The sequence below is a fragment of the Nonomuraea muscovyensis genome, assembly GCF_014207745.1.
Lineage (GTDB): Bacteria > Actinomycetota > Actinomycetes > Streptosporangiales > Streptosporangiaceae > Nonomuraea > Nonomuraea muscovyensis.
Genome location: NZ_JACHJB010000001.1, coordinates 2,982,858 through 3,006,296, shown reverse-complemented (window position 1 = coordinate 3,006,296; position 23,439 = coordinate 2,982,858). Strand labels below are relative to the sequence as shown.

Below are 23,439 nucleotides of genomic sequence, written 5' to 3'. Positions count from 1 at the left end.
TAGGCTCTCAAGATCGCGAGCTGAGGGGGAGCCCGGATGCGACGGTGGACGGTCAGAGGGCTGGTGGCGCTGCTCGTCGTCGTGCTGGCGGCCGCCGGCCTGTACAAGCTGGTGAACGCGCGGACGTTCCAGCTCGCCGGAGAGCTGACCGCGCGGGTGGAGACCGGAGAGAAGGTCGTCGCCCTGACCTTCGACGACGGGCCGGACGAGCACACCGACGAGATCATCGACCTGCTCGCCGCCGAACGGGTACGGGCGACGTTCTTCGTCGTCGGCTCGCAGATGGCGGCCCACCCCGGCGCTGCTGAGGCGCTGGTGGCGGCGGGGCACCAGCTCGGCAACCACACCTTCACGCACCGCAGGATGGTCTTCGTCTCCCCCGGCACGGTCACCGCCGAGGTCGAGCCCACCGACGCGCTCATCCGCCGGGCGGGGCAGCGGGGCGACATCCCGTTCCGGCCGCCGACCGGCAAGAAGCTCCTCTCGCTGCCTCTCTACCTGTCCGAGCACCGGCGGCACACCGTGATGTGGGACGTCGAGCCCGACTCCGGCCAGACCCCGGTGCCGGCCGAGATCGCCGCGATGGTGCGTGAGCAGGTCCGGCCCGGGTCGATCGTCCTGCTGCACCCGTGGTACCCCAGCGGGCGCAACACCCGCGAGGCGATCAAGGACACCATCGCGGGTCTGCGCGCCGACGGGTACCGCTTCGTCACGGTCGCCGAACTCCTGGCGCTCCAGGATCAGCCAGCCGGCAAGGTGGCGATCGCCGGGCCGAAGGCGGCGCCGAGCAGGTAGGCGAGGTTGAACAGGCCCATCGCCGCCGGCCGCGCACCGTCCGCCACCGCCGCACCGGCACGCGTGGCGAACGCCCCCTGCCCCGAGGCGGCGGCCAGCGAGGTGAGCGCCTGGGCGACGAGCAACACGGCCGGGACGGCGCTCAGGCCCGCCAGCGCCACCCCCGCCGCGCCCAGCACCGGGAACCCGGCGGCCAGGGCCCGGAACGGAGCCCTCGCGGTCGCCGCGATCACCAGGTAGGACGCGAGGCCGCCGAACAGCAGCGGCCAGGTGATGGCCAGGCCCACCCGCCCGCTGCTCCAGCCCGCGTGCTCGGCGAGCAGCGGCGGCAGCGCGTACATCATCCCGAAGTTGACCACAGCCAGCAGGAACGCCGCCCCCGCCGAGGCGAGGAACACCGGAGCCCGCACCACCGCGGCCGGCACGAACCCGTCCGGCCTGGCCCGCAGCCACAGCCCGAACGCCACCCCGGCGACCGCCGCGGCCGCCCCCGCCGCCTGCCAGTCGTGCGGCACGAACACCAGCGCCGTGACCAGCGCCGTCAGCAGGACCGCGCCCGGCAGGTCGAACCGGGCGCCGGACAGCGGCGTGACCGGCCGCCGGCGCAGCACGGCCGGCAGGGCGAGCAGGCTCAGCACGGGCAGCGCCAGCGCGGCCCGCCAGCCCAGCAGGTCCGCGACCACGTCGCCGGCCAGCGGCGCGGTGGAGCCGACCGTCGCCAGCGAGGCCGTGACCAGCCCCATCGCCCGCGCCGATCCTGTCAGGCTCATCGCGATCGTGGTGAGCCCGGCGGTGCCGAGGCCCTGCAGCGCGCTCCCCGCCACGAGCGCCGGCAAGGCCGGCGCGACCAGCGTGAGGACCGCGCCCAGCAGCACGAGCGCGGCCGACGTGGCCAGGGCCGTGCGGGCGCCGCGCCGGCTCTGCAGGCCGGCCGCCAGCGGGGTGCCGACCGCGATGGCCCAGCCGAACGCGGTGACGATCCACGTCGCCGCGGCCGTCGTGAGGCCGAGGTCGCGGGCGGCGTCGGGCAGGATCAGCGCCGGACCGGCGATGCCGAACGACAGCGGTCCGGCCAGCAGCGCCAGCCACCCGGCCGGGGCCCCCGGACCCGGCTCAACGGCGCGGACCGCCCCGTCCGCCGGGGCCGTCGAGCGGTCCGTACGCGTCTTCCCGGTCATCGGGCGTCCTCCGTCAGTGCCGGGTAGTCGGTGTAGCCGCGGTGGTCGCCGCCGTAGAAGGTGGCGGGGTCGGCCGCGGTGTACGGCCCGCCGGCGGCGATCCGGGCCGGCAGGTCGGGGTTGGCCAGCCACAGCCGCCCGAACGCGATCGCGTCCGCGAGGCCCGAACGCAGCGCCTCGACCCCGTCCTCGGGGGTCGCGGGGCCGTCGCCGCCCCTCGGGTGCGGGTTGAGGATCAGCGTGCCCGGCCACTCGGCGCGCAGCAGCTTGGTGATGCCGCGCGTGTCGATCTCCGAGACGTGCAGGTACGCCAGGCCGAGCGGGGCGAGCCCGCGGGCCAGCTCGATGTAGAGGGTCTCGCTGTCGCTCTCGTCCATGCCGTTGTAGGTGATGCCGGGCGACACGCGGAACCCGGTGCGGGCGGGCCCGATCGCGTCGGCGACCGCCTGGGCCACCTCCACGGCGAACCTGATGCGCCGCTCGACCGAGCCGCCGTAGGCGTCGGTGCGCCGGTTGGTGTTGTCCGACAGGAACTGGTGGATCAGGTAGCCGCTCGCCCCGTGCAGCTCCACCCCGTCGAACCCGGCGTCCAGCGCGAGCCGGGCCGCCGCCGCGAACTCCTCGACGGCGCGGGCGATGTCCACCATCGTCATCTCGCGCGGTGTCGGGTGGTCCAGCATGCCGTCAGAGGTGTAGAGCTGCTCTCCCGAAGGGATCGGCGACGGCGCGAGCGGCAGTTCGCCGCCCGGGTAGAGCACGGGGTGGCCGATCCGGCCGGAGTGCATGAGCTGGACGAAGATCCGCCCGCCGCGCCGGTGCACCTCGTCGGTGACCCGCCGCCAGGCCGTCGCCTGCTCCGGTGTGTGCAGGCCGGGGGTGTCGACGTAGCCCTGGCCGAGCACGCATGGCTGGGTGCCCTCGGCGATGATCAGCCCGGCTCCGGCACGCTGCCCGTAGTACTCGGCGGTCAGCTCGTCGACCAGGCCGCTCCGGGCGCGGCTGCGGGTCATCGGCGTCATGACGAGACGGTTCGGCAGGTCCAGCTCGCCCACGGTCACGGGCTCGAACAGCTCTTTCACGTCGGTCTCCTCACCAGCAGGGTTGTCTGCGCTGGTCCGACGGTATGAACGGGGGAGTACGCAGCGAATCGGTAAGGTTTCCGTAGGTACGTACGGGGATTGCGGTGTACGTAGCCACGGAGGCGGGGGCGCTGGTGCTGTACGGCAGGGCGAGCGAGCAGGCGGCGATCCGGGATCTGGTCGACACGGCGCGTGCCGGCCGGAGCGGCGGCCTGGTCCTGCGCGGGGAGCCCGGCATCGGCAAGTCGGCGCTGCTGGCGTGGAGCGCCGAGCACGCGGAGGGCGCCGGCCTGCGGACGCTGCGGGTCACCGGCATCGAGGCGGAGGCCGATCTGGCGTTCGCCGGGCTGGTGCAACTGGTCTGGCCGGTGCAGGAGCGGCTCGGCGCGCTGCCCGGACCGCAGGCCGACACGCTGCGCGCGGTGCTCGGCTGGGCGGAACGAGCCGGGCGCGACCGGTTCCTGTCGGGGCTGGCGGTGCTGACGCTGCTGGCGGAGGTGGCCGACGACGGTCCGCTGCTCTGCCTGGTGGACGACGCGCAGTGGCTGGACCAGGCGAGCGCCGACGCGTTGCTGTTCGCCGCGCGCAGGCTGACCGCCGAAGGGGTGGCGATGCTGTTCGCCACGCGGGAGGAGGGCTTCGCCCCGACCGGGCTGCCGGAGCTGCGGCCGTCGAGGCTGTCACCGGAGGACTCGGCGCTGCTGCTGGAGCAGCGCGGGCTCACCCCGGCCTCGCGGGAGCAGGTGATCGAGGAGTCGGCGGGCAACCCGCTGGCGTTGATCGAGTTCGCCGCGGCGCAGCGCCGCTACCACTCCGGTGCCGGGCCGATGCCGGTGCCGGACCAGGTGCTCGCCTCATTCCGCTCGCGGATCGGGCAGTTGCCGGACAGGACCCGGCTGATGATGGTGACGGTCGCAGCCGAGGGCCGCGGCCACCTGACGACGCTGCTGGGCGCCGCCACGGCGCTGGGAGTGGGGCTGGAGGACCTGGAGGAGGCCGAGAAGGCCGGGCTGGTCCAGGTCACCGGGAACGTCGTCACCTTCCGGCACCCGCTGGTCGGCACGGCCGCGTACCAGGCGGCACCCCTGGCGCGGCGCGTCGCCGTGCACCGGGCGCTGGCCGGGGCGGCGACCGATGACACCTGCCGGGCCCGGCATCTCGCCGTCGCGACCACGTCGGTCGACGAGGACGTCGCCGCGGAGATCGTCCGCGTCGCCGAACGGGACCGGGCCCGCACCGCGTACGCAGCCGCGGCCGGGCTGTACGAGCAGGCCGCGAACGTCACGCCCGACGTGCGCGTCCGGGCGGCCCGGCTGGGCGAGGCGGCCTCGCTCGCGCTGTCCGCCGGGCTCACAGCGCAGGCGGCGGAGCTGGCCGAGGAGGCGGAGCGGCTGGTGGACGACCCGGAGTCGGCCGCCCGGCTGGCGCCGGTGCGGGCGTCGGTGGAGTTCGAGCTGGGCGAGCGGCGGCTCGCGGCCCGGCTGCTCGTCGAACGGTCGGCGCACGCGGACCCGGACGCGGCGGCGGCGATGCTGCGCACCAGCGCCGGGTACGGGTGGTTCAGCGGTGACCGGGAGGCGATCCGGGACGCGGCCGAGCGGCTGCGCGCGATGGGCCGGCTCGATCCGATGGCGCTGGGGATGGCGTACCTCGTGGACGAGGACTACGCGCGAGGGCTGCCGTTGCTGGCGGAGTTCGTCGAGGGCGCGCTCCGTGCGGTGCCCGACTTCCTGCACGGCTCGGCGGAGCCGGCCGACGATCTCACCATGACGTGGGGCACCTTCTGCGCCATGATCCTCGGCGCCGACGCGGTGGCCGCCGAGCTGGCCGAGGCGCAGGTGACGCGTGGCCGCAGGCACGGCCTCGTCGGCGCGCTGCCGCAGGCGCTGCAGGACCTGGCCGGGGCGCAGGTGCAGGCCGGGCGGCACCGCGACGCCGAGGCGTCCGTGGCCGAGGCCGTCCGGATCGTCCGCGACACGGGGCTGGACCAGCGGATGGCGCGGCTCAACTCCGTGCTGGCCAGGGTCGCCGCCATCGAGGGTGACGAGGAGCGCTGCGTACGTCTCTCGGCCGACGAGCCCGACACCGGCGGCATGGCAGGTCTCGCGGCGCTCAGCCTGCTCGACCTGGGGCTGGGCCGCCACGAGGCGGCGCTGGAGCGGCTGGAGGCGGCCGGCCGGAGTCCGCTGCGGTACGCCACCGGGCTGGTCGCGGCGGCGGCCGACCAGGTGGAGGCGGCCGTGCGGCTGGGCGAGCCGGACCGGGCCGAGGAGCCGCTGCGCCGGCTGGAGGCGTGGGCGGGGGCGGGCGGGCAGCCGTGGGCGCACGCGCTCGCCGCGCGTGGCCGGGCGCTGCTGACCGACGACGAGGACGACTACCTGCGCGCCCTGCGCGCGCACGAGGACGCCGGCAGGCCGTTCGAGCGGGCGCGCACCGAGCTGCTCCACGGCGAGTGGCTGCGCCGCGCCCGGCGCCGCAGCGACGCGCGGGTGCCGCTCAGGTCGGCACTGAAGACCTTCGAACGGCTCCGCGCGCGGCCCTGGCTGGAACGCGCCCGGACCGAGCTGAAGGCCACCGGCGAGTCGCTGGTCCAGGCCGAGCCCACGGCCGCGAACCCGGCGGACCGGCTCACCAGCCAGGAGCTCCAGGTCGTCCGGCTGGCGGCCGGCGGCGGCACCAGCCGGGAGATCGCCGCGCAGCTCTTCCTCAGCCCGCGGACCGTCGAACACCACCTCTACCGGGCCTTCCGCAAGCTCGGCATCCGCTCCCGTCGCGAGCTGGCCCGCCTCGAACTGGCCTGACGTCCCCGGGTTCAGCCGGCGTCGCGGGCCTCGATCGCGTGCAGGACGGCCACCATGTCGGACCCGCCGTGCCCGAGGGCCACGGTCTCGCCGAACAGGGCGTGACAGACGTCCAGCAGCGGCGACGCCACGTGCGACGCCCGGGCCGCCTCGGCGATCAGCCGGTTGTTCTTGAGGACGTCGAGGGCCGCGGCCTGGACGGCGAAGTCGCGATCGAGCAGCTTGGACGCCTTCATCCGGGAGACGCCGCTGGCCATCGGGCCGGCGTCGAGGACGTCGAGGAACAGCCGCCGGTCGAGCCCGTGCCGGTCGGCGAAGTGGAACGCCTCGGTCAGGCCGGTCACCAGGGTGATGAGGAACAGGTTCACCGACAGCTTCATCAGCAGCGCGTCGGGCACCTGCCCGCAGGCGAACGTCTGGTGGCACATCGGCCCGAGCAGCGGGCGCACCTCCGCCACGGCCGCTTCGTCCCCGGCCAGCAGCGCCACCAGCCGCCCGGCTTCGGCGGGGGCGCGGGATCCCGACACGGGAGCCTCGACGTAGCGGCCGCCGGCCGCCCGGACGTCGGCTTCGAGCCGGCGGGAGTAGCCGGGCGACGTCGTGCCCATGTGCACGACGGTGCGCCGGGCGACGTTGGCCGCGAAGCCGGGGGTGTCCCGGCCGAGGACGGAGTCGACCGCCGTGTCGTCGGCCAGCATGAGGATCACGACGCCGGCCCGCCGGAACACCTCCGCGGGATCGGCCGCGACAGTGGCGCCGGCCGCGCGCAGCGGCTCGCAGCGTTCGGCGGTGCGGTTCCACACGACGAGCGGTGTCCCGGCACGGGCCAGGTTGAGCGCCATGGGCTGTCCCATGACGCCGAGGCCGACGAAACCGACATCCATGGCCACCTCCAGGCTGCTATGACAGTTGTCATGATAGACCGGGACTATGACAAGCGTCATGATGGACATCCGGCCGCGGACGGGCGGAGGGTGAGATGACGGGCTCCGAGCGCGGCCCCCGGGAGCGGATGGTCTTCAGCGCCGCCCAGCTCATCCGGCGCGACGGGGTCGCGGCGACCGGCGTACGGGACGTGGTGGCGCACGCCGGAGCGCCGCGGGGGTCCGTCCAGCACTACTTCCCCGGAGGCAAGGAGCAACTCGTCAACGAGGCCGTGGAGTGGGCCGGCCGCTACGCCGCTCGGCGCGTCGACCGCTTCCTGGCCGAGATGGCGGAGCCGTCGCCGAGCCGGCTGTTCGCCGCGATGGCGGGCCAGTGGATCGACGAGTTCGACCGGACCGGGTTCGCGGCCGGAGGCTGCCCGGTCGCGGCGGCGACGGTGGACCGCGCGGACTCCGCCGAGTCCACCCGCGCCGCCGCCGCGGCCGCGTTCGCCCGGTGGACCGGCCCGGTCGCCGAGGCGCTGGCCGACATGGGCATCCCGGCCGGGCGGACGCGGTCGCTGGCGACGCTCATGATCAGCTCACTGGAGGGCGCGATCCTGATCGCCCGCGCCGAACGAGACGTCCGCGCCCTGACGACGGTGGTGGAAGAACTCGGCCCCTTCCTGGACGCCGGCGCCGCCTGCTCGCAGTGATGGCGAGCCTGCAGATGACGAACTCGCCGTTCTCGACGAGATGGACCAAGCGGTGCCCGTCGACTGGTTGGCGACCGCCATGCAGCAGCGCAACTCGGCCGGAGATGTCCGGCGGCTGAGCCGCCCCGTTCGGGCGGCTCAGTGCGGGCCCGCGGCCTCCGTTCCGCAAGGACCGCCGCCGGTGGCGAGCTCCAGCGTGACGGGCAGGCCCGACATCGTGAGCGTCGGGTAGTGCTCGGAGATCCGTTGGGCGGAGCGCCCGGCGTAGTGGCAGATGAAGCTGCGCCTGAACCGGTCGGCCGTGGCGTTCGGCTCGGACCCGTGCACCAGGCTGCCGTTGAAGAACAGCACGTCACCGGGGTCCATGTCGACCGGCACCCGGTCGAGGCCAGGCGGCGGCGGGACGTACTCGCGGGTAAAGGAGATGCCGAGGTCGGCCTCTTCCGGGCAGAACAGGTCCATCAGGTGCGTCCCGGGCACCACCTCCAGCCCACCGTTCGCCCGGTCCACCCGGTCGAGCGCGACCCACGCGGCCACGCACGTGCCCGGCTCGACCCGGAGGTAGAAGTTGTCCTGGTGCAGCGCCTGCCCGCGCGCGCCGGGCGGCTTGAAGTAGAACATGCTCTGGGCTGCTATCGGCTCCTCGCCCAGCAGCTCCCGCAGGATCGCCGCGATCCGCGCGTCGAGGAGGTAGCGCAGCGCGAGGTCATTCACCAGGTGGGGGTGCATGATCCGGGGGTAGTCGCGCAGGATGTCGTACGGCAGGCCGGGTTCCTGCGGTCTGGGCGTGAAGTGCCCGGGGATGAGGCCTCCGGCGTGCAGGGCCATGAACTCCTCGCGCAGCTCGGCCACCTCGCGGGGAGCCAGGAGCCCGGGCACCAGGACATACCCCTGATCATGGAAGTCGTTGAGTCTCATGCTCTTCACGCTAGGAAGCCGGGCCGGCGAAAGGTATGCCTGTGACCGCTGAGGACCTGTCTGTTCCTGCTGCCGAGCTGATCATCGTGGGCCACTTCGACAAGACGCCCGGCTACGCCACCCGCCGCTCCTCCGGTTGGCCCAGCTGGCTCCTCATGTGGACGCAGTCGGGGGCGGGGCTGGTCGAGCAGGCGGGGGCGTCGTTCACCGCGGGGCCCGGCGACCTGGTGGTGCTGGCGTCCGGCGCGGCCCAGGAGTACCGGGTCGCCCCCGGCAGGGACCGGTGGCGCTTCTGGTGGGTCCACTTCCAGCCTCGCCCGTCCTGGTCCGGCCGGCTCGGCCCGTACGCGCGGGCTGCCGGCTGCCACCTGGTCGGCGGGGTGCCCGGCGCCCTGCACGACCGTATCGACGGGGTGTTCCACCGCGCGCTGCGGGACGCCCGCTGGATCTCGCCCGCAGACGACCACCCGCTCCGGCCCGCACCCGTCCCCGAGCCCCCCTCCGCGAGCGGAGAGCTCGGGCCCGCCGTGGCCGCGTCGGGGCCCGCCCGGGAGCTGGTGCTCGGGGCGATCGAGGAGGTGCTGGTCCTGGCCACCGCCTCCGCCCGCAGGTCCGGCGACGGGGGCGACGGGGGCGACGCCCGGGTCCGCCGTGCCCTCGCGCTGATCGCCGCCGAACCGGGCGCGCCCCACTCGGTCGCCTCGCTGGCCCGCGCCGTCGCCCTCTCCTCCTCCCGCTTCGCGCACCTGTTCACGTCCGAGGTGGGCTGCCCACCCATGCGAGCCGTACGGCAGGCGCGGGTCCGGCACGCGGCCCGGCTCCTGGAGGTGACGGACATGGACATCGGCCAGGTCGCGGCGGCCTCGGGTTTCGTCAGCCCGTTCCACTTCAGCCGGGCGTTCAGGCAGGAGTACGGCCTGCCGCCGCGCGACTACCGCAACCGGCTCGCCCGGAATCGGTAGCCGCCCGAATCCCGAACACCGGCCGGCGGGAGAGTCCGGCCTCCGCGGCGACCGGACCATGGACGGTCTTGATCTTTTGGGTTAGTTTGCCCGGCATGAGGCTTCGACTCGTGTTCAGCGCGCTCGCGGCGTGCGTGCTCGCCGCCCCGCTGCCCGCCCACGCCGACGTGCCCGCGCTCGGCTGGGAGCTCAAGGAGACCGGGGTGACGGCGCGGCTGCGCGGGCTGTCGCCGGTGAGCCGTGACGTGGTGTGGGCCTCGGGTTCCGAGGGCACCGTGCTACGCACCGAGGACGGCGGGCGTACCTGGAAGAACGTCTCGCCGCCGGACACGGGCGCGTTGCAGTTCCGCGACGTGGAGGCGTTCGACTCGCGCCGGGCCGTGGTGCTCTCGATCGGCGAAGGGACCGACTCCCGGGTCTACCGAACCGAGGACGCGGGCCGCACCTGGACCGAGACGTTCCGGAACGACGAGCCGAGGGCCTTCTACGACTGCCTGGCGTTCTTCGACCGGCGTCACGGGCTGGCGATGAGCGACCCGGTGGACGGGAGGTTCCGGATCCTCGCCACCGAGGACGGCGGCCGGAGCTGGCGGGTGCTGCCGTCGGACGGCATGCCGGAGGCGCTGCCCGGCGAGGCCGGGTTCGCGGCGAGCGGCCAGTGCCTGGTCACGGCGGGAGGGAGGGACGTCTGGCTGGCCGGCGGCGGGGCGGAGCGCTCACGCGTGTTCCACTCCGGCGACCGCGGCCGCACCTGGACTGTGGCCGACACCCCGATCCCGGCGGGCGATCCGGCGCGCGGGGTGTTCGCGCTGGCCTTCCGTGATCGCCGGCAGGGCGTCGCGGTGGGCGGCGACTACCGGCCGGACCAGCAGTCTCCGAGCGCCGGGGCGGTCACCGGGGACGGCGGCGACACCTGGCAGGCCGCCACGACGCCGCCACCGGCCTACCGGTCCGGGGTGACGTGGGTGCCGTACCTGCCGTTCGCAGCGATCGCCGTCGGCCCTTCGGGGAGCGACGTGACGTACACGGGCGGGAAGGCGTGGCAGACGTTCGACGGTGGCTCGTTCGACACGGTGTCGTGCACGAAGGACCTGTCGTGCTGGGCGTCCGGCGAGCGGGGCAGGGTCGCCCGGCTCACGCTGAGGTGCCGCTAGCTGCCGGCGTCACCTGGGCCGTGCTGGTGCGAGGCGGCATCCGGCCAGGTCCTGCCCGTCATCCGTGCCGGCCGGGCTGGTAGTCGCCGGCGGGCTGCTGGGTGATGACGTTGAGGCGGTCGGCGGCGTTGATGAAGGCGATCAGGCACACCAAGGCGGCGAGCTGGTCCTCGTCGTAGTGCCTGGCGGTGGAGGCGGGTGGCACTTCGCGATCTTGCCTGCGTTGGCGCCACCCTCTTGCCGTCGTGGTGTCACAGAACGGCAGGGCCTGGCATCTTGTGGGTGAGACCCGGTCGAGATCCGACAGACAGGAGTCATCCATGGCCAGCGTTGCGGACCACGGCAGAGGTCGCGGCTGGGGCGAGAACGAGAACGGCCACCCGGATCCCGCCACCGAGGCGTTCGTCGCCCACCGCAACCTGCTCTTCACGGTCGCCTACGAGATGCTCGGCTCGGCTGCCGACGCCGAGGACGTCCTGCAGGAGACCTGGATGCGGTGGGCGGGCGTCGATCTCGGCACGGTGCTGGACCAGCGCGCGTACCTGGTCAAGATCACCACCCGGCAGGCGCTCATGCGGCTGCGTACGCTCGGCCGGCGCAAGGAGTCCTACGTCGGCCCCTGGCTGCCCGAGCCGCTGCTGACCGCACCCGACGTGGCCGAGGACGTCGAGCTGGCCGAGAGCGTCTCGATGGCGATGCTGCTGGTGCTGGAGACGCTCACGCCGACCGAGCGGGCGGTGTTCGTGCTGCGCGAGGTGTTCGATCTGGCCTACGACGAGATCGCCGAAGCTGTCGACAAGAGCGCGGTCGCGGTCCGCCAGATCGCCCACCGGGCGCGGTCCCACGTCGCGGCGCGCCGCCCGCGCGGGGTCGTTTCCCCCGTCGAGACCCGGGGGGCCTTCGAGGCGTTCCGACGGGCGGTCGAAACGGGCGATCTGCAGAGCCTGCTCGACATCCTCGCCCCCGATGTCGTCGCGTTGAGTGACGGTGGCGGAATCAAGCAGGCCCTGCTGCGGCCCATCGTGGGGGCCGACAGGGTGACTCGCGTGTTCGCCGCCGGCTGGAACAAGGTCGGCGCCGCGATGTCGTTCGAGCCGGTGCAGGTCAACGGCGGCCCGGCGCTGCTCGTCCGGCTCAACGGGGAGATCGACGGCGTCATGGCGCTGCGGGTCGAGGACGGCTTGATCACCGGGCTCTACTACGTACGCAATCCCGAGAAGCTGTCGCGGGTGGAGCGGGAGACTGCCGTGAGCCGCTGACTCCGGCGCGGGACGGGCACCCAGCACTGCCCAGCACGCGATGGCCATGGGCTCCCCGGCGGGGAGGGCGACTGATCTGCCGGCGTCAGGGCGTCCATCGTGCGCGGAGCACACCATCGGGATCGGGCAGCACGGCGGTCATCAGCGGTTCACGCTCGTCCGCCCAACCGGAAAGAATCATCATCGCGCGGGCAGCGGCCAGTATGGCCGGTAGTGCCGGACTGTTGGATTCGTCGACCGTCAGGCTGGTGATGTGCCCCTGAGAGTTCTGCCAGACGATCTCAGCGAAGCCATCGTCGGGAAGGCCGGCAAGGGCCGCTTCCACGTCTGTCGACAGGTCGGGCCAGACCAGCAGCCGCACCCGGGGGGCGAGGCGGGCCCGTATTGCGGTGACCTCATCAGGTGTTATCCGGTGCCAGCGTGAGGCGTTGGAGACATAGCGCTCCTCCAACACCACCGCGCCTCGCTCGATGATGAGGGCATCCAGTTCGGCCCAGAATGCCGCGTCGGCGGGGCGCCGACCAACATCGTCCTCATCGAGTTGTGGGTCGTACGGCGACTGGTTGATCGGTTCGGCGAAGAGCCCTCGGTGGTGGGTGAGCGCCACCGCGTGTGGGCACGGTAACGCGCTGCCGACATAGACGTACTGGTCGTAACCGACGTGGACGAAGAAGCGGTCCTCCACGTGCAACCGGCACCAGGCACCGTTGTCGCGCAGCATCGCCCGGACCAACTCCAGGGCGACGGCCATCGGCACCAGCGCGCCGTCGTGGTAGCCGGTCAGGTCAGGGGGGAACAGACCGGCCAAGCCGTGACCATCGATCGGGGGTTCCGCCCCGAAGCTGACGTAGCCGGTCACCTCAGGTTCGCGGATGGCGAGGTGGGTGATGCCGGTTTCCTCGGCGAAAGCGGCCACGGCTGCCAGGTAGGCCGCTTCCACCGGACCGTGGTCGCTGTACACGTCCTCGGGCCCGACGTAGGAGCCCTGCTCATCGCGGTCCGCCGGGTCGTACTTGGTGATCCGGTAGACGTGGAGCACTTTGTCAGCTCCGCCGCCGCTGGCATGGGCCTGAGGTGAGGATGCCGGCGAGCCGGTACCGGCCATGGGAACGTTCATCACCACCATCCTGGCGGCGGTCCGGTCTTACCGCCGACCTCGGTCCACTCGCTACTCGTAGCGGTAGCGGGCCTGCAGGATGACAATCTCGTCGTTCGCGACGAGGTAGACCAAGCGGTGCTCATCGGTGATACGGCGCGACCACGCGCCCGCCAAGGCGTACTTGAGCGGCTCGGGTTTGCCGATGCCCGCGTAAGGATCGCGCAGGGCGTCCTCGATGAGCCGGTTGATACGCTTGAGGAGCTGACGGTCGGCCGTCTGCCAGTGGATGTAGTCCTCCCAGCCCTGGCTGGTGAAGGCGATTTTCACTCGTCATCCAGCAGTTCGTGCCGCTCGTGACGCCCGTCGACCGCCTCCCGGTAGGACTCGATCAACCGGCGCGCGTTCGCGGGCGAGCGAAGCAGATAGGCCGTCTCCTGGAGGGCTTCGTACTCCTCTGCGGCCACCAGATAGGCGCTGCCGCTCCTGGCGACGATCTCCACGGCGGTGCGGTCGTTGTTGACCTCCTCGATGAGCGGGAACAGTCTACGGCGCGCCTCGCTTGCGGTGATGGACATAACCCCTCCCTCAGAGTGGTACAACTTCACGGTACCACTCTGAGGGTGCGTCTAGCACTCGATGACGTTGACGGCGAGGCCGCCGCGTGAGGTCTCCTTGTACTTGTCGAGCATGTCGCGGCCGGTGTCGCGCATGGTCTTGATGGCCTTGTCCAGGGCGACGAAGTGGCGGCCGTCGCCGCGCAGGGCGATGCGGGCGGCGGTGATGGCCTTGATGGAGGCGACCGCGTTGCGCTCGATGCACGGGATCTGCACCAGGCCGCCGATCGGGTCGCAGGTCAGGCCCAGGTTGTGCTCGATGCCGATCTCCGCGGCGTTCTCCACCTGCTCCGGGGTGCCGCCCAGCACCTCGGTCAGCCCGGCCGCGGCCATCGAGCAGGCCGAGCCGACCTCGCCCTGGCAGCCGACCTCGGCCCCGGAGATGGAGGCGTTCTCCTTGAACAGCACCCCGATCGCCGCCGCCGTCAGCATGAAGCGGATCACGCCCTCGTCGTCGGCGTGCGGCACGTACCGCGAGTAGTAGGTGAGCACGGCCGGGATGATGCCCGCCGCGCCGTTCGTCGGGGCGGTGACGATCCGCCCGCCGGCCGCGTTCTCCTCGTTGACCGCCAGGGCGAACAGCGACACCCAGTCCATCGCCTGCAACGGGTCCTTGCCGGAGGACTCCGAACGCAGACGGCGGTGGAGCTGGTGGGCGCGGCGGCGCACCTTCAGGCCGCCCGGGAGCACGCCCTCGCGGGTGATCCCCCGCTGGACACACTCGGACATGACACGCCACAGGGTGAGGATCCCGGCGCGGATCTCGGCCTCGGTACGGCCGAACGCCTTCTCGTTCTCCAGCATCAGGCCGGAGATCGACAAGCCCGTGGCCGAGCACTGCTTGAGCAGTTCCTCGGCCGTCGTGAACGGAAACGGCAGCACGGTGTCGTCAGGCTTGATGCGGTCGGCCCCGGTGGCGTTCTCGTCCACCACGAAGCCGCCTCCGACGGAGTAGTAGACCTTCTCCCGCACCACCGTGCCGTCGCCGGAGCGGGCGGTGAAGCGCATGCCGTTGGGGTGGCCGGGCAGCGAGATCTTCCGCTCGAAGACGAGGTCCTCCCCGACGACGAACGGGATCTCCCGGTGGCCGAACAGCCGGAGCGTGCTGGAGGCGCGCATCTCGGCCAGCCGGGCGTCGATGCCGTCCACGTCCACGAGTTCGGGCTTGTCGCCCGACAGGCCCAGCAGGACGGCCTTGTCGCTGCCGTGGCCCTTGCCGGTCAGCCCGAGCGAGCCGTACAGGACGGCCTCGACGCGGGCCACCCGGTCGAGCAGGCCGTCCTCGTGCAGGCCGCGCGCGAACCTGTGCGCGGCGGCCATCGGCCCGCCGGTGTGGGAACTGGACGGGCCGATCCCGATCTTGAACAGGTCGAAGACGCCGATGCTCATCGCAGGTATTCCGTCGCCGCGTCGAGCAGCCATTCCGACAGGTACGCGGCGAACGACGAGCGGACCAGCACCAGGAAGTCGTCCGGCCGGGGCAGCAGCACGACCTGGGCGCGCGCCAGCAGCGTCTGCGCGCACCGGCCCGGCCCGAACACGCGCGGATGCAGGTCGAGCGCGCAGCCGTGGGCCAGCAGGTCACGCGCGCGCGGCCCGCCCACGAGCAGGGTGGTGCGCTGGGCCGACACGTCCACGACCGAGCCGTGCCGGTCGCCGAGGGCCTTGACCAGCAGCTCGTGCCGGTGGCCCGCGGGCGCGACCACCAGCCACTCGTCCGGGCCGAGCCAGGCCACGGTGACGTCCCCGGCGGTCACGGCGGTGCACGGCTCGACGGGGAGCGGCACCCCCAGCACGTCGCCCAGGTCACGGGCCGCCGGGCTCGCCGGGTCCACCCTGAGGTCGACGTGGGTGAGGAACGGCAGCTCGGCGAGCCGTAGCGCCCCACCCTCCGACGCGGCGGCGAACCGGCCGGCGAACGCCGCGGCCGGGCTCCTGCGCTCAGCCATCACGGCGCGCTCCTTCCGGGTCGAACAGGACGTGAGAGGTGACGGTCACCGGCACCAGCGTGCCGCCGACCGGTGCGTGCAGCCGTTCGCCGATCCGGCTCTGACCGCCCTTGACCAGCGCCAGCGCGAACGTGCGGCCCAGGGCGGCGCTGCGGTAGCTGGACGTGACGTGGCCGAGCATCGGCACCGGCGGCTCCGGCAGCGGCTCCCCGTCCCCGGACCCGGCCACCAGGTGCGTGCCCTCCGGCAGCAGGAGGCCGGGGTCCTCCGGCAGCAGCCCGACGAGCTGCTTGCGGTCCGGCCGTGACGTGTCGGCCCGTGTGTAGGAGCGCTTGCCGACGAAGTTGGGCTTCTTCTTCGACACCACCCACGCCATGCCGAGGTCGTGCGGGGTGACCGTGCCGTCGGTGTCCTGGCCGACGATCGGGTAGCCCTTCTCGGCGCGCAGCACGTGCATGGTCTCGGTGCCGTACGGGGTGACGACGCCGGTGTCCATGATCGCCGTCCACAGGCGCAGGCCGTCCCACGACGTGACGTTGATCTCGTACGCCAGCTCGCCGGAGAAGCTGATCCGGCACACCCGAGCCGGTATCCCGGCCACCTCCGCCTCCCGCCACGTCATGAACGGGAAGTCGGCCACCCCCACGGCGAGACCCGGCGCGAGCCCCGCCAGCACCTCGCGCGAGCGCGGGCCGACCAGGGCGACCGTGGCCCACTGCTCGGTGACCGACGTGCAGTGCACCCGCAGCGACGGCCACTCGGTCTGCAGCCACTCCTCCATCCAGTCGAGCACGGCGGCCGCGTTGCCCGTCGTGGTGGTGACGAGGAAGTGCTCGTCGGCCAGCCGGATGACCGTGCCGTCGTCGAACACCATCCCGTCGGGACGGCACATCACGCCGTAGCGGACGGCGCCGACCTTCAGCGTGCTCATCAGGTTGGTGTAGAGCCGGTCGAGGAACTCCCCCGCGTCGGGGCCGATCACGTCGATCTTGCCGAGGGTGGAGGCGTCCATCGCGGCCACGCCCTCGCGGGCGGCGCGGCACTCGCGCAGCACCGCTGTCTCCATGTCCTCGCCGGGGCGCGGGTAGTACCAGGGCCGCTTCCACTGGCCGACGTTCTCGAACAGCGCGCCGGCCGCGACGTGCCACTCGTGCAGCGCCGTCACCCGGACCGGGTCGCTCAGCGCGCCGCGGTCGCGGCCCGCCAGCGCGGCGAAGCTCACCGGCAGGTACGGCGCCCGGAACGTGGTGACGCCCAGCTCCGCCACCGGCACGCCCAGCGCCTCGGCGACGACCGCCGAGGCGAGCAGGCCGGAGGTCTTGCCCTGGTCGTGGGCCGTGCCGGCGGTGGTGTAGCGCTTGACGTGCTCGACGGAGCGCAGGCCGGCACCGACGGCCCGGTGGAGGTCGGCCACGGTCACGTCGCGTTGCAGGTCCACGAAGTGCGCCGTGTGATCGGCCGCGGGCACCACCCAGTACGGCTCCCCCGTGGGCTCCGGCTCGGGCGCCGCCTCGGGCACCCGGGCCGCCCCGGAGGTGGTTCGGGTGCCGGCGCCGGTGCCGTCCGCCAGGCAGCCGGCCAGGGTGAACACACCCCTGGCCGCGCCCGCCACCTCGACCGCCTGCCGGCAGGCGTCCGGGACGAGCGTGCCGAGCGTGTCGTCGTGGCGCAGCGTCCCGCCCGCCTGGCTGAACAGGTGCACGACCGGGTTCCAGCCGCCCGACACGAGCAGCAGGTCCGCCTCGAACGAGCGCCCGCCCGAGGAGGCGGCCAGCTCTCCCGGCGCGATGGGGCGCGCGTCGACCGTCACCGAGGAGACCGCCTCCACACCGTGGGCGGCCGTCACCACGTGGCCCGCCAGCACGTCGAGGCCGCGTTCGCGGGCCCGTGCGGCCCACTCCGGGCCGGGTGCGGGCCGCACGTCCACGATGGCCGCCACGTCCACGCCCGCGTCGGCGAGGTCGAGGGCGGCGGCGTAGGCGGAGTCGTGCGCGGTGAACACCACGGCGCGGCGGCCGGGCAGCACGCCGTACCGGTGGGCGTAGGCGCGGGCCGCATCGGCGAGCATCACGCCGGGCAGGTCGTTGCCCGCGAACGCGATCGGCCGCTCGTGTGCCCCGGTGGCGAGCACCACGCGCCCCGCCCGGATGCGCCACACGCGCTCGCGGGCGACGTGCGCGGGCGCCGCCGCGCCGAGGTGGCCGGTGCGCCGCTCGACGGCGACCAGGTAGTTGTCGTCGTAGTAGCCGAAGACGGTGGTGCGGCGCAGCACGGTGACGTCGGGCAGCTCCGCCAGCCCCGCCACGGTGGCGGCGGCCCACTCGGGGCCGGGCACGCCGTCCACGGCCTCGGCCGTGCCGAGAAGCGCGCCGCCCGGCTCGGGCCGCTCGTCGGCGAGGATCACCCGCGCCCCGGTGCCCGCGGCGGCGCGCGCCGCGGCCAGCCCGGCCGGTCCGGCGCCGACCACGAGGACGTCGCAGTGGGCGTGGACGGCGTCGTAGCGGGCCGGGTCCGGCTCGGCGGCCAGCCGTCCCTGACCGGCGAGGCTGCTCGCGGCGAGCCCGTCGTACAGCTCGACGGTGGTGGCGGGCAGCATCGGCTCGGGGAACGGCGCCTCGATCTGGACGACCGCGCTGGGCTCCTCGCTGCCGGCCGAGAACACGCCGCGCGGGCGGCCCAGCTTCACGCTGGTTGCGACCCGGCGCACGCCGGCCGCGAGCAGCGCGGAGGCGAGGGTGTCGCCGGGGTACCCGGTGTACTCCCGGCCGTCGAAGGTGAAGCGCAGGGTCCGCGACCGGTCGATCCGGCCGCCGCTCTCGCGCCTCACGAGGTCACCGGCCGAGGCTCGCCCACCCGGTAGACGGCGTGGATCTCGTTGGTCGCGGTGTCACGCAGGGCGTTGAACCAGCGGCGGCAGCCCGCGGAGTGGCTCCAGCGCTCGGCGAAGACGCCCTTGGGGTTGTCGCGGAAGAACAGGTAGCGGGCCCACTCCTCGTCGGAGAGGGCGGCCGGGTCGTCGGGGTAGGCGACGTGAGCCTGCCCGCCGTAGTGGAACTCGGCCTCCTCGCGTGGGCCGCACCAGGGGCATGGGATCAGCAGCATGTGACGTCCTCAGTGCGCGACCGCGGCGGCGCCGTGCTCGTCGACGAGCGCCCCGGTGACGAATCGGTCAAGGGAGAAGGGGGCGTTGAGCGGGTGCGGCGCGTCGTTGGCCACCGTGTGGGCGAAGCACCAGCCCACGCCGGGCGTGGCCTTGAAGCCGCCGGTGCCCCACCCGCAGTTGAGGTAGAGGCCGTCGACCGGGCTCAGGCCGACGATCGGCGAGGCGTCGGGCGAGACGTCCACGACGCCGCCCCAGGTGCGCAGCACGTGCGCGCGGGCGAAGACGGGGAACAGCTCCAGGGCCGCCGCCATCTGCCGCTCGATGATGTGGAACGCGCCCCGCTGGCGGTAGGAGTTGGCCGCGTCGATGCCCGCTCCCATCACCAGCTCGCCCTTGTGGGCCTGGCTGACGTACACGTGGACGGCGTTGGACATGACGACCGTCGGGTGGACGGGCTCCAGCAGCTCGGAGACGAGAGCCTGCAGCGGGTGGCTCTGCAGCGGCAGGTCGATGCCGGCGGTCGCGGCGACGACGGAGGTGTGCCCGGCGGCGCACAGCGCCACCCTGCCGGCCGCGATCGTCCCGCGCGTCGTCTCGACGCCGGTGATCCGGCCGCCGCTCACCCGCAGCCCGGTCACCTCGCAGTTCTCGACGAAGTCGACGCCGAGCGCCGCCGCGGCGCGGGCGTAACCCCAGGCGACGTGGTCGTGCTTGGCGATGCCGGCGCGCGGCTGGAAGGTGCCGCCGTGCACCGGGTAGCGCACGTCGGGGGCGATGTTGACGATCGGGCAGACCTCCTGGACCTGCCGCGGGTCCAGCCATTCGGCGTCCACGCCGTTGAGCCGGTTCGCCTCGACGCGGCGGACGCTGTCGCGGACGTCCTGGAGACTGTGGGCGAGGTTGAGCACGCCGCGCTGGCTGAACAGCAGCGGGTAGTCGAGCTCCGCCTCCAGCCCCTCCCAGAGCTTGAGCGCGTGCTCGTAGATGCCGGCGCTCTCGTCCCACAGGTAGTTGGAGCGGATGATGGTGGTGTTGCGCGCCATGTTGCCGCCGGCGAGCCACCCGCGTTCCAGGACCGCGACGTTGGTGATGCCGTGGTTCTTGGCCAGGTAGTAGGCGGTGGCCAGGCCGTGGCCGCCGCCGCCGACGATCACCACGTCGTAGGAGGGCCTGGGCTCGGCCGCGGTCCACAGCCGGTCGGGGTGCTCGGGCAGGGCGGCGCCCGGCGGGCGGGGCGTCATCGGACGTCCCCGTAGAGCGGGTGCTTGCCGGCCAGGGCCTCGACCCGGCCGCGCAGGAACGCCAGGTCGGCCCCGGGGATGAGGGCGGCGGCGATGACGTCGGCGACCTCGCGGAAGTCGCCGGCGCCGAAGCCGCGCGTGGCCAGGGCGGGCGTGCCGATGCGCAGCCCGGAGGTGACCATCGGCGGGCGCGGGTCGAAGGGCACGGCGTTGCGGTTGACCGTGATGCCGGCGGCGTGCAGCCGGTCCTCGGCCTGCCGGCCGTCCAGCTCCGAGTCGCGCAGGTCCACCAGCACGAGGTGCACGTCGGTGCCGCCGGTCAGCACCCTGACGCCGGCGGCGACGGCGTCGGGTGCGAGCAGCCGGTCGGCGAGGATGCGCGCGCCCTCCAGCGTGCGCCGCTGCCGGTCGCGGAACGACTCCTCCGCCGCCACCTTGAACGCCACCGCCTTGGCGGCGACGACGTGCTCCAGCGGCCCGCCCTGCTGGCCGGGGAACACCGCCGAGTTGATCTTCTTGGCGAGGTCGGCGGTGGACAGCACCACGCCGCCGCGCGGCCCGCCGAGGGTCTTGTGGGTGGTGGTGGTGACCACGTGGGCGTGCGGCACGGGCGAGGGGTGCAGGCCGGCCGCGACGAGTCCGGCGAAGTGCGCCATGTCCACCATCAGGTAGGCGCCCACCGCGTCGGCGATCCGGCGGAAGGCGGCGAAGTCGAGCTGGCGGGGGTAGGCGGACCAGCCGGCGATGATGAGCTTGGGCCGGTGCTCGCGGGCCAGCCGCTCGACCTCGTCCATGTCCACCAGGTGGTCGCTCTCGCGGACGTGGTAGGCGACCACGTTGTAGAGGCGGCCGGAGAAGTTGATGCGCATGCCGTGGGTGAGGTGGCCGCCGTGGGCGAGGTCGAGCCCGAGGATCGTGTCGCCCGGCTCCAGCAGGGCGGACATGGCGGCGGCGTTGGCCTGGGCGCCCGAGTGGGGCTGCACGTTGGCCGCCTCGGCGCCGAACAGCGCCTTGACCCGGTCGATGGCGAGCTGCTCGATCACGTCGACGTGCTCGCAGCCGCCGTAGTAGCGCCTGCCGGGGTAGCCCTCGGCGTACTTGTTGGTGAGGACGGAGCCCTGGGCGGCCATGACGGCCAGCGGCGCGAAGTTCTCCGAGGCGATCATCTCCAGCGTCGAGCGCTGCCGGGCCAGCTCCGCGCCGATCGCGGCGTGCACCTCGGGATCCAGCACGTCCAGCGGGGTGTCGATCATGTGCGTCCTTTCCTAACCGCGCAGCCGGGTCATCGCCGGGTCGAACAGGGGCTCCTCGGCCACCACGGCCTCGACCCGCCGGTCGAAGTAGCCGATGTGGACGGTCTGGCCCGGGGTGGCGAGCGGGGCGGGCAGCCACGCGTACGCGATGGCCCGGCCGATCGTGTGGCCGTAGGCGGCGCTGGTGACGTAGCCCACGGGCCGGTCGCCGTCGTACACGGGCTCCTTGCCCATGACGACCTCGTCGGTGAGCAGGCAGGCGAGCTTGCGGGTGACCGACTCCTTGCGGGCGAGCAGCGCCTCGCGGCCGATGAAGTCGCCCTTGTCGAGCTTGACGGCGAAGCCCAGCCCGGCCTCGTACGGGTCGTGCTCGAAGGTCATGTCGGTGCCGAACGAGCGGTAGCCCTTCTCCAGGCGCAGGCTGGTGAAGGCGCCCCGGCCGCCGGCGATGACGCCCTGCGGGCCCAGGTGGTCCTGCCCGGCCTGCCACAGGGTGTCCCACAGCTTGAGTCCGAGGTCGGCGGTCGTGTAGATCTCCCAGCCCAGCTCGCCGACGTAGGACAGGCGGAGCATGGTGACGGGCACGTTGCCGAGGTGGGTACGGGTGCCGCGGAAGTAGCGCAGCGCCTTGAGGTCGGCGCGGGTGAGCGGCTGGACGAGGTCGCGCGCCTTCGGGCCCCACACGCCGACGCAGCAGGTGCCGGGGGTGATGTCGCGGACGAACACGTCGGCGGGCCGGTGCCGGTCGAACCAGTCGAGGTCGAGATTGCCGTTCGCGCCGACCTGGAACTCCTGCGGGCCGAGCCGGGCCACGGTGACGTCGCTGCGGATGCCGCCGTCCACGTCGAGCAGCAGGCAGTACGTCACGGAGCCGACCGACTTGTCCACGTCGCCGGTGGTGAGCCGCTGCAGGAAGGCGACGGCTCCCGGGCCGCTGACCTCCAGCCGCTTGAGCGCGGTCATGTCGTACAGGGCGACGCCCTCGCGGGTGGCCTGGGCCTCGGCACCGACGATGGGCGACCAGTAACGCGCCGCCCAGTCGCCCGGCGGGGGGATGTCGCGGCCGGCCACCAGCGGGGCGTTGGCCTCGTACCACTGCGGGCGCTCCCAGCCGGACGCCTCCAGGAACATCGCGCCGAGCTCGCGCTGGCGGGTGTGGAACGGGCTGGTGCGCAGCGGGCGCGGCTCCTCCATCGGCTGGAGGGGGTGGATGATGTCGTAGACCTCGACGTAGTTCTGGCAGCCACGGGCCCGCACGTAGTCGGGGGCGATCTGGTGCGGCTCGAACCGGTTGACGTCGCACTCGTGCAGGTCGAACGAGCTGCAGTGGCCGTCCACGAGCCATTCGGCCATGGCCCGGCCGACGCCGGCGGAGTGGGTGACCCAGACGGCCTCGGCGACCCAGAAGCCCTCGACGTCGCGCGACTCTCCCATGAGCGGCAGGTGGTCGGTGGTGAAGGAGAACAGGCCGTTGATGCCCTCCTCGACCTTGGCCGACCGGGTGGACGGCAGCAGCCGCCGCGTCTCGGTCCAGGCGTCGGCGAAGTCGTCGGGGGTGAAGGTGAGCACCGAGGGCATCACCTCGGCCTCGTCCACGGACAGGATGTCGTCGGCGCTGATCGGCATGGGGCGGTGGCCGTAGTAGCCGATGCCGAGGGTGTCGAAGCGCTCGCGGTAGTAGAGGTCGGCGTCCTGGTGGCGCAGGATGGGCCGGGACACCTCGACGGTCTGCCCGGCCAGGTCGGGCACCTGGCCGGTCCAGGCGAGCTGGTGGGCGAGCGGGGTGAGCGGCAGGTCCATGCCGACCATGCGGGCGACCTTGGGCCCCCAGATGCCGGCGCAGCAGACCACGAGGTCGGCGGGGATGTCGCCCCGGTCGGTGACGACCGCCTTGACCCGGCCGCCCTCGGTCGTGATGTCGAGCACCTCGTGCCGGGCCAGCACCCGCACGCCGCGGGAGCGGGCGCGGGCGAGCTGGGCGTCCACGGCCTTGACGGCCTTGGCCAGGCCGTCGGTGGGGATGTACAGGCCGCCGAGCACCGTGCCGGGGTCGAGCAGCGAGTGGCGGGCGACGCTCTCCTCCGCGGACAGCAGGTGGGTCTCGATCCCCCAGGAGGTCGCCCAGCCGTGGCGGCGGCGCAGCTCGACGAGCCGCTCGGGGGTGGTGGCCACTTCGAGCCCGCCCACCTGGTGGAAGCTGTCCAGCTCGACGAACTTCTCGACGGTGTAGCGGGCCATCTCGGTCATCGTCTTGGAGCCGTTGATCTGGAAGACCAGGCCGGGGGCATGGGAGGAGGAGCCGCCGGTGGCGGGCACGTCTCCCTGGTCGACAACGGTGACGTCGGTCCAGCCGCGGGCGGACAGCTCGTCGGCGAGAGCCGCGCCGACCACGCCCGCGCCGATGATGACGACGCTTGGGCCCGTCATAGCCACCTCCGTTGTTGCGATATATGCA

21 protein-coding genes are annotated in these 23,439 nt (G+C 73.3%); 6 read left to right on the top strand and 15 right to left on the bottom strand.

The window, feature by feature from the left end:
• Nucleotides 1-36 precede the first annotated feature (36 nt).
• On the top strand, nt 37-795 hold the full coding sequence (locus FHU36_RS14270) for a polysaccharide deacetylase family protein (protein WP_185084163.1): 759 nt from the start codon (nt 37-39) through the stop codon (nt 793-795).
• On the opposite strand, the gene FHU36_RS14265 is transcribed toward FHU36_RS14270, so the two are convergent.
• Nucleotides 741-1,973, bottom strand: coding sequence for an MFS transporter (locus FHU36_RS14265; protein ID WP_185084162.1), 1,233 nt, complete (start codon nt 1,971-1,973; stop codon nt 741-743). The genes FHU36_RS14270 and FHU36_RS14265 overlap by 55 nt on opposite strands.
• Nucleotides 1,970-3,052 (bottom strand): alkene reductase, encoded by a 1,083-nt coding sequence (locus FHU36_RS14260; RefSeq protein WP_185084161.1) that lies wholly within the window; start codon nt 3,050-3,052, stop codon nt 1,970-1,972. Before FHU36_RS14260 ends, FHU36_RS14265 begins: the two co-directional genes overlap by 4 nt.
• Nucleotides 3,053-3,156: 104 nt before the next feature.
• Here FHU36_RS14260 and FHU36_RS14255 point away from each other — a divergent pair, with 104 nt between their 5' ends.
• The gene (locus tag FHU36_RS14255) at nt 3,157-5,853 is read left to right on the top strand and encodes an ATP-binding protein (protein WP_312891583.1); all 2,697 of its coding nucleotides are present in this window, start codon (nt 3,157-3,159) and stop codon (nt 5,851-5,853) included.
• 11 nt (nt 5,854-5,864) lie between these two features.
• On the opposite strand, the gene FHU36_RS14250 is transcribed toward FHU36_RS14255, so the two are convergent.
• On the bottom strand, nt 5,865-6,737 hold the full coding sequence (locus FHU36_RS14250) for an NAD(P)-dependent oxidoreductase (RefSeq protein WP_185084160.1): 873 nt from the start codon (nt 6,735-6,737) through the stop codon (nt 5,865-5,867).
• A 95-nt stretch (nt 6,738-6,832) separates the two neighbouring features.
• Between FHU36_RS14250 and FHU36_RS14245 the strand changes: the two genes are divergently transcribed.
• A complete protein-coding gene (locus FHU36_RS14245) occupies nt 6,833-7,432 on the top strand; it encodes a TetR/AcrR family transcriptional regulator (RefSeq protein WP_185084159.1) in 600 nt (199 codons plus the stop codon).
• A 138-nt stretch (nt 7,433-7,570) separates the two neighbouring features.
• On the opposite strand, the gene FHU36_RS14240 is transcribed toward FHU36_RS14245, so the two are convergent.
• Nucleotides 7,571-8,350 (bottom strand): phytanoyl-CoA dioxygenase family protein, encoded by a 780-nt coding sequence (locus FHU36_RS14240; RefSeq protein ID WP_185084158.1) that lies wholly within the window; start codon nt 8,348-8,350, stop codon nt 7,571-7,573.
• A gap of 41 nt (nt 8,351-8,391) precedes the next feature.
• Between FHU36_RS14240 and FHU36_RS14235 the strand changes: the two genes are divergently transcribed.
• Together FHU36_RS14235 and FHU36_RS14230 are read left to right on the top strand one after the other, a co-directional pair.
• The gene (locus FHU36_RS14235; RefSeq protein WP_221495880.1) at nt 8,392-9,312 is read left to right on the top strand and encodes an AraC family transcriptional regulator; all 921 of its coding nucleotides are present in this window, start codon (nt 8,392-8,394) and stop codon (nt 9,310-9,312) included.
• A 95-nt stretch (nt 9,313-9,407) separates the two neighbouring features.
• Nucleotides 9,408-10,466: a WD40/YVTN/BNR-like repeat-containing protein gene (locus tag FHU36_RS14230; protein ID WP_185084156.1), complete on the top strand. Its 1,059-nt coding sequence runs from the start codon at nt 9,408-9,410 to the stop codon at nt 10,464-10,466.
• A 58-nt stretch (nt 10,467-10,524) separates the two neighbouring features.
• On the opposite strand, the gene FHU36_RS14225 is transcribed toward FHU36_RS14230, so the two are convergent.
• Nucleotides 10,525-10,671 (bottom strand): carboxymuconolactone decarboxylase family protein, encoded by a 147-nt coding sequence (locus tag FHU36_RS14225; RefSeq protein WP_221495879.1) that lies wholly within the window; start codon nt 10,669-10,671, stop codon nt 10,525-10,527.
• Nucleotides 10,672-10,786: 115 nt separating this feature from the next.
• On the opposite strand from FHU36_RS14225, the gene FHU36_RS14220 reads away from it, so the two are divergent.
• Nucleotides 10,787-11,725, top strand: coding sequence for an RNA polymerase sigma-70 factor (locus tag FHU36_RS14220; RefSeq protein WP_185084155.1), 939 nt, complete (start codon nt 10,787-10,789; stop codon nt 11,723-11,725).
• Nucleotides 11,726-11,810: 85 nt separating this feature from the next.
• Here the strand turns inward: FHU36_RS14220 and FHU36_RS14215 are convergent, their stop codons facing one another.
• Genes FHU36_RS14215 through FHU36_RS14170 form a run of 10 tightly spaced genes read right to left on the bottom strand, consistent with a single transcriptional unit; the run spans nt 11,811 to nt 23,411 of the window.
• Nucleotides 11,811-12,842, bottom strand: coding sequence for an RNA-binding protein (locus tag FHU36_RS14215; RefSeq protein ID WP_221495878.1), 1,032 nt, complete (start codon nt 12,840-12,842; stop codon nt 11,811-11,813).
• Nucleotides 12,843-12,893: 51 nt separating this feature from the next.
• Nucleotides 12,894-13,151 carry a Txe/YoeB family addiction module toxin gene (locus FHU36_RS14210; protein ID WP_185084154.1) on the bottom strand — a complete coding sequence of 86 codons (258 nt, stop codon included), beginning with the start codon at nt 13,149-13,151 and terminating at the stop codon, nt 12,894-12,896.
• Nucleotides 13,148-13,399, bottom strand: a complete 252-nt coding sequence (locus FHU36_RS14205; RefSeq protein WP_185084153.1) for a type II toxin-antitoxin system Phd/YefM family antitoxin — start codon at nt 13,397-13,399, stop codon at nt 13,148-13,150. Before FHU36_RS14205 ends, FHU36_RS14210 begins: the two co-directional genes overlap by 4 nt.
• A 51-nt stretch (nt 13,400-13,450) precedes the next feature.
• Nucleotides 13,451-14,827 (bottom strand): L-serine ammonia-lyase, encoded by a 1,377-nt coding sequence (locus FHU36_RS14200; RefSeq protein ID WP_185084152.1) that lies wholly within the window; start codon nt 14,825-14,827, stop codon nt 13,451-13,453.
• Nucleotides 14,824-15,387 carry a sarcosine oxidase subunit gamma gene (locus FHU36_RS14195; RefSeq protein WP_185084151.1) on the bottom strand — a complete coding sequence of 188 codons (564 nt, stop codon included), beginning with the start codon at nt 15,385-15,387 and terminating at the stop codon, nt 14,824-14,826. Before FHU36_RS14195 ends, FHU36_RS14200 begins: the two co-directional genes overlap by 4 nt.
• Nucleotides 15,380-18,214, bottom strand: a complete 2,835-nt coding sequence (locus tag FHU36_RS14190) for a 2Fe-2S iron-sulfur cluster-binding protein (protein WP_185084150.1) — start codon at nt 18,212-18,214, stop codon at nt 15,380-15,382. Before FHU36_RS14190 ends, FHU36_RS14195 begins: the two co-directional genes overlap by 8 nt.
• Nucleotides 18,211-18,489, bottom strand: a complete 279-nt coding sequence (locus FHU36_RS14185; RefSeq protein ID WP_180903852.1) for a sarcosine oxidase subunit delta — start codon at nt 18,487-18,489, stop codon at nt 18,211-18,213. Before FHU36_RS14185 ends, FHU36_RS14190 begins: the two co-directional genes overlap by 4 nt.
• A 9-nt stretch (nt 18,490-18,498) precedes the next feature.
• A complete protein-coding gene (locus FHU36_RS14180; RefSeq protein ID WP_185084149.1) occupies nt 18,499-19,731 on the bottom strand; it encodes a sarcosine oxidase subunit beta family protein in 1,233 nt (410 codons plus the stop codon).
• A complete protein-coding gene (gene glyA, locus FHU36_RS14175) occupies nt 19,728-20,984 on the bottom strand; it encodes a serine hydroxymethyltransferase (RefSeq protein ID WP_185084148.1) in 1,257 nt (418 codons plus the stop codon). Before glyA ends, FHU36_RS14180 begins: the two co-directional genes overlap by 4 nt.
• Nucleotides 20,985-20,996: 12 nt before the next feature.
• Nucleotides 20,997-23,411 carry a GcvT family protein gene (locus FHU36_RS14170; RefSeq protein ID WP_185084147.1) on the bottom strand — a complete coding sequence of 805 codons (2,415 nt, stop codon included), beginning with the start codon at nt 23,409-23,411 and terminating at the stop codon, nt 20,997-20,999.
• Nucleotides 23,412-23,439: the final 28 nt, after the last annotated feature.

Bases quoted from the DNA above. Each gene is read 5' to 3' on its own strand.
- FHU36_RS14270 (WP_185084163.1), top strand. From the start codon at position 37: ATGCGACGGTGGACGGTCAGAGGGCTGGTGGCGCTGCTCGTCGTCGTG.
- FHU36_RS14265 (WP_185084162.1), bottom strand. From the start codon at position 1,973: ATGACCGGGAAGACGCGTACGGACCGCTCGACGGCCCCGGCGGACGGG.
- FHU36_RS14250 (WP_185084160.1), bottom strand. From the start codon at position 6,737: ATGGATGTCGGTTTCGTCGGCCTCGGCGTCATGGGACAGCCCATGGCG.
- FHU36_RS14245 (WP_185084159.1), top strand. From the start codon at position 6,833: ATGACGGGCTCCGAGCGCGGCCCCCGGGAGCGGATGGTCTTCAGCGCC.
- FHU36_RS14240 (WP_185084158.1), bottom strand. From the start codon at position 8,350: ATGAGACTCAACGACTTCCATGATCAGGGGTATGTCCTGGTGCCCGGG.
- FHU36_RS14230 (WP_185084156.1), top strand. From the start codon at position 9,408: ATGAGGCTTCGACTCGTGTTCAGCGCGCTCGCGGCGTGCGTGCTCGCC.
- FHU36_RS14220 (WP_185084155.1), top strand. From the start codon at position 10,787: ATGGCCAGCGTTGCGGACCACGGCAGAGGTCGCGGCTGGGGCGAGAAC.
- FHU36_RS14215 (WP_221495878.1), bottom strand. From the start codon at position 12,842: ATGAACGTTCCCATGGCCGGTACCGGCTCGCCGGCATCCTCACCTCAG.
- FHU36_RS14205 (WP_185084153.1), bottom strand. From the start codon at position 13,399: ATGTCCATCACCGCAAGCGAGGCGCGCCGTAGACTGTTCCCGCTCATC.
- FHU36_RS14200 (WP_185084152.1), bottom strand. From the start codon at position 14,827: ATGAGCATCGGCGTCTTCGACCTGTTCAAGATCGGGATCGGCCCGTCC.
- FHU36_RS14195 (WP_185084151.1), bottom strand. From the start codon at position 15,387: ATGGCTGAGCGCAGGAGCCCGGCCGCGGCGTTCGCCGGCCGGTTCGCC.
- FHU36_RS14185 (WP_180903852.1), bottom strand. From the start codon at position 18,489: ATGCTGCTGATCCCATGCCCCTGGTGCGGCCCACGCGAGGAGGCCGAG.
- FHU36_RS14180 (WP_185084149.1), bottom strand. From the start codon at position 19,731: ATGACGCCCCGCCCGCCGGGCGCCGCCCTGCCCGAGCACCCCGACCGG.
- glyA (WP_185084148.1), bottom strand. From the start codon at position 20,984: ATGATCGACACCCCGCTGGACGTGCTGGATCCCGAGGTGCACGCCGCG.
- FHU36_RS14170 (WP_185084147.1), bottom strand. From the start codon at position 23,411: ATGACGGGCCCAAGCGTCGTCATCATCGGCGCGGGCGTGGTCGGCGCG.